This window comes from Duganella sp. HH101, from assembly GCF_001758795.1.
In the GTDB taxonomy this organism is placed as follows: Bacteria; Pseudomonadota; Gammaproteobacteria; order Burkholderiales; family Burkholderiaceae_D; genus Rugamonas; species Rugamonas rivuli.
Genome location: NZ_LRON01000026.1, coordinates 83566 through 93173, shown reverse-complemented (window position 1 = coordinate 93173; position 9608 = coordinate 83566). Strand labels below are relative to the sequence as shown.

General features: G+C 64.5%; 3 protein-coding genes. All 3 read right to left on the bottom strand.

Annotated features, from left to right (window positions below; all coding sequences use genetic code 11):
• The coding region (locus DUGA2_RS28355) for a filamentous hemagglutinin N-terminal domain-containing protein (protein ID WP_070272695.1) at positions 1-5326 on the bottom strand (5326 nt) is incomplete at its 3' end.
• 253 nt (positions 5327-5579) lie between these two features.
• Positions 5580-7859, bottom strand: coding sequence for a CHASE2 domain-containing protein (locus tag DUGA2_RS28350; RefSeq protein ID WP_070272664.1), 2280 nt, complete (start codon positions 7857-7859; stop codon positions 5580-5582).
• Positions 7860-7877: 18 nt separating this feature from the next.
• Positions 7878-9503 carry an HD family phosphohydrolase gene (locus DUGA2_RS28345; RefSeq protein WP_070272665.1) on the bottom strand — a complete coding sequence of 542 codons (1626 nt, stop codon included), beginning with the start codon at positions 9501-9503 and terminating at the stop codon, positions 7878-7880.
• Between the last annotated feature and the right edge of the window lie 105 nt (positions 9504-9608).

Sequence of the window (9608 nt, the reverse complement as noted above, 5' to 3'; positions counted from 1 at the left end):
GCCGATCATTAACTCCGGCAATGCCGCCGCTGCCGACGCTGATGCTGCCGTTGGTGGCGAGCGCCGAAATGCTGCCGCTCGGCGAATCCACCGTCAAATGGCCGCCCAGCACGATGTCGTTGATCGCGGCCAGGCTGATGGTGTTGTTCGCATGCAGATTCGAGTTCCCGATCAACATGATGTCGGTGCTGGCCGACAGCGTGATGTCATTCCCCGTGATGGTGTCGGTGATCGTCACCGGGCTGTGCGCGGCGATCGACACGCCGCCGCCGTTGCCCGCCACGATAGCGCCTTCGGTACGGATGCCGCCGTGGTTGTCGATGACGATGTTGCCGCTGTAGGAGCTCAACGGTCCCAGATGCAGTTCGCCGCTGGCGACGGTGTTGTTGAGCTGGATGCCGCCTGTGCCATTGGAGCCGTAGAAGGCGCCCACATGGTTGCCGGTGTTGGTCAGCGTGATGCCGCTCGAGGCCATCACGTGCAGGCTGTCCGCCGTCAGCGCGCCGGTCTGGGAGATCGACCCGCTCTCAACGGCGTTCAGCGTGATGCCGTTCTGCGCCCGCACGGTGCCGACGGCGATGTTGCCCGAGGAATTGACGGTCAGCGAGCCGCTCATGTTAATGCTGCCGTTGGTCTGGGTCAGGTTGTTGACGGTCAGGTTGGCGGCGCTGTTGGTACCGCTCAGCACGCCGTTGGTCAGCGTCAGCGAGGTCGCTTCCATCGCGCCATTCAGCACCAGGCCGCCACCGTTGAGGTTGAGCGTGGCGCCGGTCAGGTAGGATTTGCTGCCGCCGCTGGCTATCGTCAGCGCGCCGCCGGTCAGCGCCAGCTGGCTGCCGCTGCCGACGGTGATGGTGTTGAGCGTGGCGTCGCCGCCGTTGCCGTTGTAGGTGATGGTGCCGGCGCTGGCGCCGATGACCGCGGCCAGCACGTTGGCGCCGTCCGGTGCGATGTTCAAGGCCCAGTTGCCGGCGTCGCTCCACAAGCCGTTGCTGCTGTTGCCGGTCCAGGTCGATGCGGTGCGCGGCGTGATCGTGCCCTTGATGCTGGATCCGAGCACGTAGTTGCCGGCGCTGGCGCCGCTGAGGCCCAGCGGCGGGCCGCTGAGGCTGACGGTCTTGTCGACGCCGGCGTTCTTGTCGAGATAGTGGACCGAACTGCCTTCGCCATAGTTCAAAGTGACCGTATCGGATTGGAACAAACCGATCAGGTTGGCGCCGCTGAGCGTCCCGGAGGTGCTGTTGTCATACTGCCGGCTGGCCAGGCTGACGTTCAGCGTGGCGGGCGTGACGACCAGCGGCGCCGAGCCGCTGTAGCTGATGTCGTACTTGGTCGAATACAGGCCGGTGAACGTGTCGTAGGTGCCGACGTTGATCCCGCCGACATACTTGATCGTACCGCCGACATCGGGATGGGTGTAAGCCGGGTTGTAGGCACCGGCCTGGCCGTTGTACACCTTGGTGTAACCCGGACCGTTGACGTCGACCGAGAACGGCGTCAGGAAAGCCTTCAGCAGCGGCATCGTGTTGCCTTCATAGATGCGCCATACCGGCGTGCTGGCGAAATCGAAACCGGTGAAGCTGGCCTGCTGCTTGATCTGCGTGTCGCTCAGGCCGACGGCGTAGATGCTGACCTGCGGTGCGCCAGTGGTCTGGAAAAAGCTGTTCGCGATCGAACCGCCGTTGCCGCCATCGCCGACCAGCGCGTCGATGAGGTCGTTGGTATTGGACCTGCCGGTGCCGCTGCTATACGTGGCGCTCAAGCTGCCATAGGTGTCCAGCCCACCCAGCAGGCCGCCGGTCTTGCCGGTGCTGTTGGCGCTCTTGCCGGTCACGTTGCCGATCACGTAGGAATTGCTGATACTGCCGCTGGAATAGCCGGCCAGGCCGCCGACATAGGCGCCGTTGCCGGTGACGTCGGATTCGATGGCGACGCCGCTGACGTTGCCGCCGTAGTTGATGCTGCCCACCAGCAGGCCGGTGTAGCCGCCGCCCTCGACCGTGGCGCCGGTCAGTTTGACGTCCTGTATCGTGCCCGAACCAAGCACCGAGAACAGGCCGACATGGTTGCTGCCCGGGCGATAGATGTTCAGGCCGCTGATGGTTTTGTGGTTGCCGTTGAAGGTGCCGAAGTAAGAGTGGTCGAGGTCGCCGATCGGCTTGAAGCCGGAGAAGATCCCCGACTGCGGCGTGGTCTGGTTCCAGTGCGCGGTCTCGCTGGCATCGATATCGTTGTTGAGCACATAGGATTGGCTCGATCTCGAAAGCGAACCGACGCCTTGCAGGCCGTAGACATCGACGATCTGGTACGGTGCGCTGCTGCCGTCGCCGTCGGCCGCACGGACGAAGCTACCGTTGCCGCTGATGCGAAAATCATAAGCGCTGAAGCTCGGCAAGCTGCCGACCTGCGACCAGTTGCCCGCTTGCAGATCGAACACGCCGTTGACCGCGACGCTATCGGTGGCGGTGATGTTATTGGTCGCATTGAGTATCAGGCCCCCGGCGGTGACAGCCGCCTGCATTGCTACGCTGCCGGTGGCGCTCAGTTTTAAATTGCCCGCATAGGTCAGCGGCTGGCTGACGAGGATATCGCCGGCAGCGACCTGGTTCTGGTTGCTCACTTCCACCCAGTTGCCGGCGCCGTAATGCGCACTGGCCAAATCGGCGTTGGTCAACGCCAGCGTGTTGGCCGGATTGCCGGTGGCGCCGATGTCGACCGGATTGGTGGTGGCCAGACTGATCGACGTGCCGTTGAGCGAGCCGCCGTCCAGCGTCATCTTGCCGGAGAAAAGATTGATGTTGGCGCTCGATGTGACGCTGCCGTTGTTGGTAATGCGGTGATCGCCGTTGGACTGCGTGATCAGGCTGATCACGCCCGTGTTGGCCACGGCCGCGCCGTTGTTGATCAGCAAGTTGCCGCCCGGGCTGAGCAGCGTCAGCGTCCCCTGGTTCTGCCCCCCCGTCAGATCCAGGTTGCCCACTACGGTCAGGTTGCCGGTGCCAGTGCCGTGGCCGGTGATCGTCAGCGAGCCATTGTTCGGCAGGCTGATACCGGTCAGTTCATCCTGGCTTAGGCCCAGCATGCTGGCGCCATCTATTGCCCCGCTTCCGACCTGAATCGAAACGTTGTCGGTATTCGGCAATAACGTCACGCCGTGCGCCGTAGCACCAATGGTCATGGTGCCGTTGAGCCCCATGTTGTCGGCCTGGATTGCGATATTGCCCCCAGTGGACCACAGGTTGACGCCATTGCCGACGGTGGCAATCCCGTTGGTCTTGTCCGAGGTCAGTGTCATGTTGCCGGCACTTTTAAGATTGCCGCTGACAGTCACATCGCCGTTATGGGCGATCGCCGTCATCGTGCCGCCGGCGGTGCTGGCCCCGAGATAGATGTTGACCGCCTCCAACGTCAAATTGCCGCCGGTTGCTTCCAGGGTTGACGCTGTGCCAATGGTATTGCTGGGATTATTCAGGACGATGTCGTTGGCAGCGATGGCGCTGATGCTGCTGATGGTCAAGGCATCGCTCGGACTTGTGTGCTGCGCGATGGACCCACCCGAATGTAGGGTCAGCGAACCGCCGGTACCGGTCATTGCGGCGTTCAGGCTGATATCGCCGCCGGCAGTGAAGCTGGCAGTGCTCAATGAACCCAGCGTCATGGCCGTGTTGAGCGCCACGTCGGTCCCTGCGGTCAGCGTCAGCGCGCTAGACGGCCCCAGCGTCAAGCCGGCATTGAGGCCGATGTTATGCGCGGCTGTCAGCGTCAGGCCGCTTGAAGAGCCGAGCGAGAGCGCTGCGTTGACGCTGATGTCGTTGCTGGCCGTCAGCGTGAGGCTGCGGTTGTTCGGTACCGCGAACGCGCTCAGGACGGAGATATTCCCGCTGTCGCTGCCGCTGATATTGGCGGTGTTGACCGTAACGTTGTTGCTTGCCAGCGCACTCGTCAGTGTACCGGTCAACAACAGTGAATTCGACAAGCTGCCGGATTCGGCAAAATCCGGACCGCCCAGCAAGTTGGCGTTGCCCAGTGAACCCGGCAAACCGGAAACGCCACTATCGTCAGCGATATAGATGTTGGTAGGATCGAGCAGCAGCTGGCCGGTGGCGCCCTTGGGCGCGCGGGTATCGACCTTGCCCTGCATGTCCAGGTAGTGGCCCGAGGTTTCGACGAAGCCGCCATTGCCGCCCGCCGCGCCGCCGCGCGCGGCAATGCTGCCCAACACCTGCGTCGCCTTGTCGCTCCAGACGATGACCTTGCCGCCGTCGCCGTTGACCGTGGCGTCCGCCTTGATGACGGCGTCCTTGCCCACATACGATTGCTGCGCATTCTGCACCGCCGCGTTCTTGCCCTGGTAGTCGCCGCCGACCAGTACCGAACCGCCGCCCGCCGCGCCGCTGGCGTCGACCACGGCATCGCCGGTCAGGCCCACCTGCGCGCCCAGCAGCCGGATATCGCCGCCCGTGTTCAGGTTGCTGCCGGTGGCGCTGGTCGTGCTGCCCGCCTCCAGCAGCGTGGTGCCGCTCGATTTCAGGATGATCTGGCCGTTGGCGCCGCGCACCGCGCTGTTGGCGCTGATGCCGCCGCGCTGGCTGACCAGCGCGCCATACACGCCGACCCGGCCGCCCTGCGCCACGATCTGCCCCAGGTTCAGCGCCATGTCGGCAGGCGCCGACACCACCACCTGCACATTCGGATCCTTCGAATCGAACAGCTGCACGCTATGCCCCGCCGCCAGCACCACATCGCCGTTCGGCGACGAGATCACGCCGCTGTTTTCCACCGCCGGCGCGACCAGGAAGATCTGGCCGCCGGACGGCGTGGTGATCGCGCCGGCGTTGCTGACCTTGCCCGCCGTGGCGGCGCCGCTGAAGTTGTTTTTACCGGCCAGGAAATCGGCGTTCGATATCGCCAGGCTGGACGCCACCAGGCCGTTGACGTCCACCCGCGAACCGGCGCCGAACAGCACGCCGTTCGGATTAATCAGGAACACCTTGCCGTTCGATTGCAGCGAGCCGAGGATGCGCGTCGGATCCTGACCGGTGATGCGGTTGAGCACCTTGCTGTCGGCGCCCTGCTGGATGAAGCGCGCCACCTCGTCCGAGGCCAGCGAGAAGCTCTGCCAGTTGATGATGGTGTTGGGCGTATTGGTGATCGAGTAGGTCTTGCCGGTGAGGTTGAAACTGGCCTGCCCTGCCACCACCGACGGATTGACCGGACCAGCCTGCGCCGTGGCGTAGCACGTGGCCACCAGCACGGCGATCAGTTTGCGGCGCAGCGGCGCGGCGGCGGCGCGGCGTTGTGGGGGGCGGCTGGTCTGGGCTTTCATAACGACATCCTCTATCCGGTGTGGATTCGTGCCCGTGGGCGTCATGGTGCCCCGCAGGCGAGTTTTCAGATTGGTTGTGCAGGAGGGATGAAAGCACCCCGCAAAGTATATCCGGTGGGTAACTAATGTTACCTACCAGTGTAGTCTTCTTTGCCGTGGCCGCCACTTTTTTTGCTGTCTGAAAGACAGTTTTTTCCCAGCTTGTGGCTAGATTGCGCTTTATTGTTTCGCCATCATCTTTGAGCTTTTTTTACTATTTGGTTTCGAACGTGGTGACGCCGTCCCAGTCCGCGCCGGGAGGATGTGCTCGGTAGTAAGTGATGCGCTCAGTATAGAGGGAATAAAGGCTGCGCTCTGGAAATGTTGCGGACAAATCAACAATAATCTGCGTTGCGTGGTCCCATTGTTGCAAGCGCACAGCAGCGAGGGCCGTATGCCAGCGTTCCAACTCGTCGCGGGTGGCGGCATCGAGGTCTTTTTCCAGCACGATCGGTTCGAAAATCGCCACCGGTTCGTTCTTGCCCTTGACCCGCACCAGGTCCAGCTCGCGGTAGGCGAACTCCGGCGCGGCGGCGCGGGTGGCCTCGCCGACGGCGATGCCGACGCCGTAGACCTTGGTGATGCCTTCCAGCCGCGAGCCCAGGTTCACGGCGTCGCCCATGACGGTGTAGGCGCGGCGTATCTTCGAGCCCATGTCGCCCACGTGCATCAGGCCGGAGTTCAGGCCTATGCCTATCTTCAGCGGCGGCCAGCCGCGCGCCATGAAGTCGTCGTTGAGGCGGTGGGCCGAAGCCTGCATCAGCAGCGAGGTGGCGACCGCGCGGCTGGCATGGTCGGCAAACGCCACCGGCGCGCCCCAGAAGGCCATGACGGCGTCGCCGATGTACTTGTCGAGCGTGCCGCGATGGCTGTCGCGGATGTCTTCCGACATTGCCGTCAGGTAGAGGTTGATGTATTCGCGCAGCTGCCTGGGCGTCAGTCCTTCGGAGATGGTGGTGAAGCCGCGCACGTCGACGAACAGCACGGTCAGCTCGCGGCTCTCGCCATCCATATTGTATTTTTCCGGATCGTCGGCCATCTCGGCCACCAGCTCGGGCGCCACGTATTCGCCGAAGCGCGACACCAGCGCCTGGCCCTTGCGCACCTCGAAGAAATAACCCCAGGCGACGTTGAGCACGAACACCGCGAAGATCACGATCAGCGGCATGGCCAGGTTGAAGATCAGATTCAGCTCGCTGTAGGCGTAGTAGTTGACGCCGACCGCCGCGCCCAGCACCAGCGCGCCCAGCAGGATGGAGCGCAGCGGCGACAGCGCCGCCAGCGCCAGGCTCAGCGCCAGGCCCACCAGCAGGATGACGATGCCCTCGATCGCGCCGGCCCAGTCGGGGCGGGACTTGAAGCGCATGTCGAGGATGGACTTGATGATGTTGGCGTGGATCTCCACCCCCGGGTATTCCGGGTTGACGGGCGTGGCGCGCAAGTCGACCAGGCCGGGCGCGGTGGTGCCGACCAGCACGATGGCGCCCTTGAGCAGCGCCTGAGGCGCCCGCCCGGCCAGCACATCGGCCGCCGACACGTAGCGGAAGGCGCCGCCGCGCGGGCCGCCCTGGCCGCGGAACTGGACCACGGTGGTCATCGCCTCGCCGACCGGGATCACCCGCTGCCGCTTGCCGGGCAACAGGATGGTGACGGAATCGAAGCCGCCGCTGGAGAGCTGGTTTTGCGACAGCTGGTCCACCGTCTGCGACAGGAAGGGCTTGATCGCCAGCGCCTTCAGGTAGACGCCGGCCGTCGCCAGCGACAGCGCCGGGTAGTAGTTGTCGCCCACCTGCTGGATCAGGCCGGCGGTGCGGACGATGCCGTCCAGGTCGGTGACAACGCTGAAGCTGCCGGCGCCGGCGGCCGCGCTCTGCAGCACGCCGATGTTGGCCTCGTAGCCGGGCGCGGAATAGGCCAGCAGTTCGCGGCCGTTCAAGTCCTGCTCGGTAATGATGGGGGCCGGCAGCTGGCCCTTGACCTGGTCGGCCGACATATTAAAGCCCAGCACCACCGGCTGCCCTTTGAGCGCGGCGGCGAACAGGCCGTCGTAGTCCATCGCCGGCTTCAGCGTGGCCAGCCGCTGCCTGAGCGCCGGCACGTCCTTCAACTCGCCGTTGGACAGTTGCTCCAGCACGCCGTAGCCGGAACTGGTGTCCGGCTCGGGAAAGGAAATATCGAAACCGATGGCGCTGACCTGGTAGTGCCGGGTCAGCTGCGTGACCAGCCGCGCCTGGATGTTGCGGCTCCACGGAAAGCGCCCCACTTCGGTCAGGGCCTTGCCGTCGATGTCGACGATGACGATGCGGGGGTCGAGCACCGGCGGTTCGAGCTTCATGCGCTCGCCGGCCAGCAGGCTGTCGAGGCGGCGCACGGCGTCGATCTCGACCACGCCGGCCGTGTAGGCCACGCCGAACGCCGTCACCAGGATGCCCAGCAGCCAGCGCGGGCCGTACTTCAGCAGGGTCTTGGCCCACTTGGCGGGGAACAGGCGCACGCGCTCTCCTTGCCCGGCTTAGGGCGTGTAGCCGGGGATCTTGGCTTCGTCGATGACGTCGATCTGTTTTTCGTCCATGTTCTTGTGGGCGAACTCCAGGTAGATCTTGCTGCGGATGAAGATGTCGAACAGGTCGGGATCGATGTGGCCGTTGAGCGAGAAGTTGCCCAGGATGCGCAGCGACTCGGACAGCATCTTGCCCTTCTTGTAGGGGCGGTCCTTGGCGGTCAGCGCCTCGAAGATGTCGGCGATCGCCATCAGCCGCGCCTGCACCGACATCTGGTCCTTGGTCAGGCCGCGCGGATAGCCCTTGCCGTCCATGCGCTCGTGGTGGCCGCCGGCGTACTCCGGCACGTTCTTCAGGTGCTTGGGCCACGGCAGCGCCTCCAGCATGCGGATCGTCATCGAGATGTGGTTGTTGATTTCCTTGCGCTCGGACTCGGTCAGCGTGCCGAACTTGATGGTCAGGTTCATCACTTCGTCGGCGTCGAGGAAGTCGCGCTCGACGCCGTCGGGGCCGGTCCAGCGGTGCTGGGCGATGGCGCGCACGCGGTCCTGGTCGGCCGCCTGCATGCCCTCGCCGCCGACGTTGGCGTCGCGGATGAAGTCGCGCTCGGCGCGCAGCGTCGCCTGCTGTTCAGCCAGCTCCTGCGCGATGGCGGCGATGGCGGCCTGGTCGCCGCCGGCCGCCACCTGGCGCTTCAGCGCGGCGATCTCGGCGTCGCGCAGCAGCACCTCGAAGCGGGTGTCGATCAGGGCGATGCGGTCGAAGATGGTTTCCAGCTTGGTGGCCTTGTCGACCACGTGCACCGGCGTGGTGATCTTGCCGCAGTCGTGCAGCAGGCCGGCCAGCCACAGCTCCTTGCGGTCGGCGTCGTTCATGCGGAAATCGGCCATCGGGCCGGTCTCGGTGTTGTGCACGGCCTCGGCCAGCATCATCGTCAGCTCCGGCACGAACTGGCAATGGCGGCCCGTGTACGGCGATTTTTCATCGATGCCGATGTTGATCAGGTTGACCAGCGATTCCAGCAGCTCCTCCAACTGGGCGATCAGGCGCTGGTGGGTCAGCGCCACGGCGGCCTGCGCCGCCAGGGCTTCGATGAAGCGCTGGTCGGTCTGGCTGAAGGCGCGGATCGCGCCGCTGTCGTCCTTGGCGTTGATCAGCTGCAGCACGCCGACCAGCTCTCCCTCGTGGTCGCTCATCGGCACCGTCAGGAACGATTGCGAATGATAGTGGCGCAGCTGGTCGAACTTGACCATGGCGGAGAAGTTGAACACGTCGGCCTTGTAGACGTCCTCGATGTTGACCGACAGGCCGAAGTGGGCGGCGTAGGCCGCCACCGAGGCCAGGTTCTTCTCGCCGTTGTCGTCGAACAGCGGCACGCCGGGCGCGGTGATCGCCGCGCCGTTGACGCCGCCCTGGTGGGTCTGCAGCGTGTCGTTGATCAGGATCGTGAAATCGAGGTAGCGCTTGTCCTCGCTGGGCCGGTACAGCGTGCCGCCGTCGGCGTTGGTCATGCTTTTGGCAACGATCAGGATACGCTCCAACAGCGTCTCGGTATCGTGACTGCTGCCCAGCTCGACACTGAGTTCGGTCAGCTGGTCCAGCCGCTGGGCGATCTGCGTTTGATTCAACTCTTGCATGGTTGTTTTTTCGACACCTGTTGGAGAAGCGCTCGCTGCGGCAGGGCGCGCAGGAGTCCTTTGGAAGTGTAGCTCCAGCGCAAGCTGTTGTACATCGGGAAATGG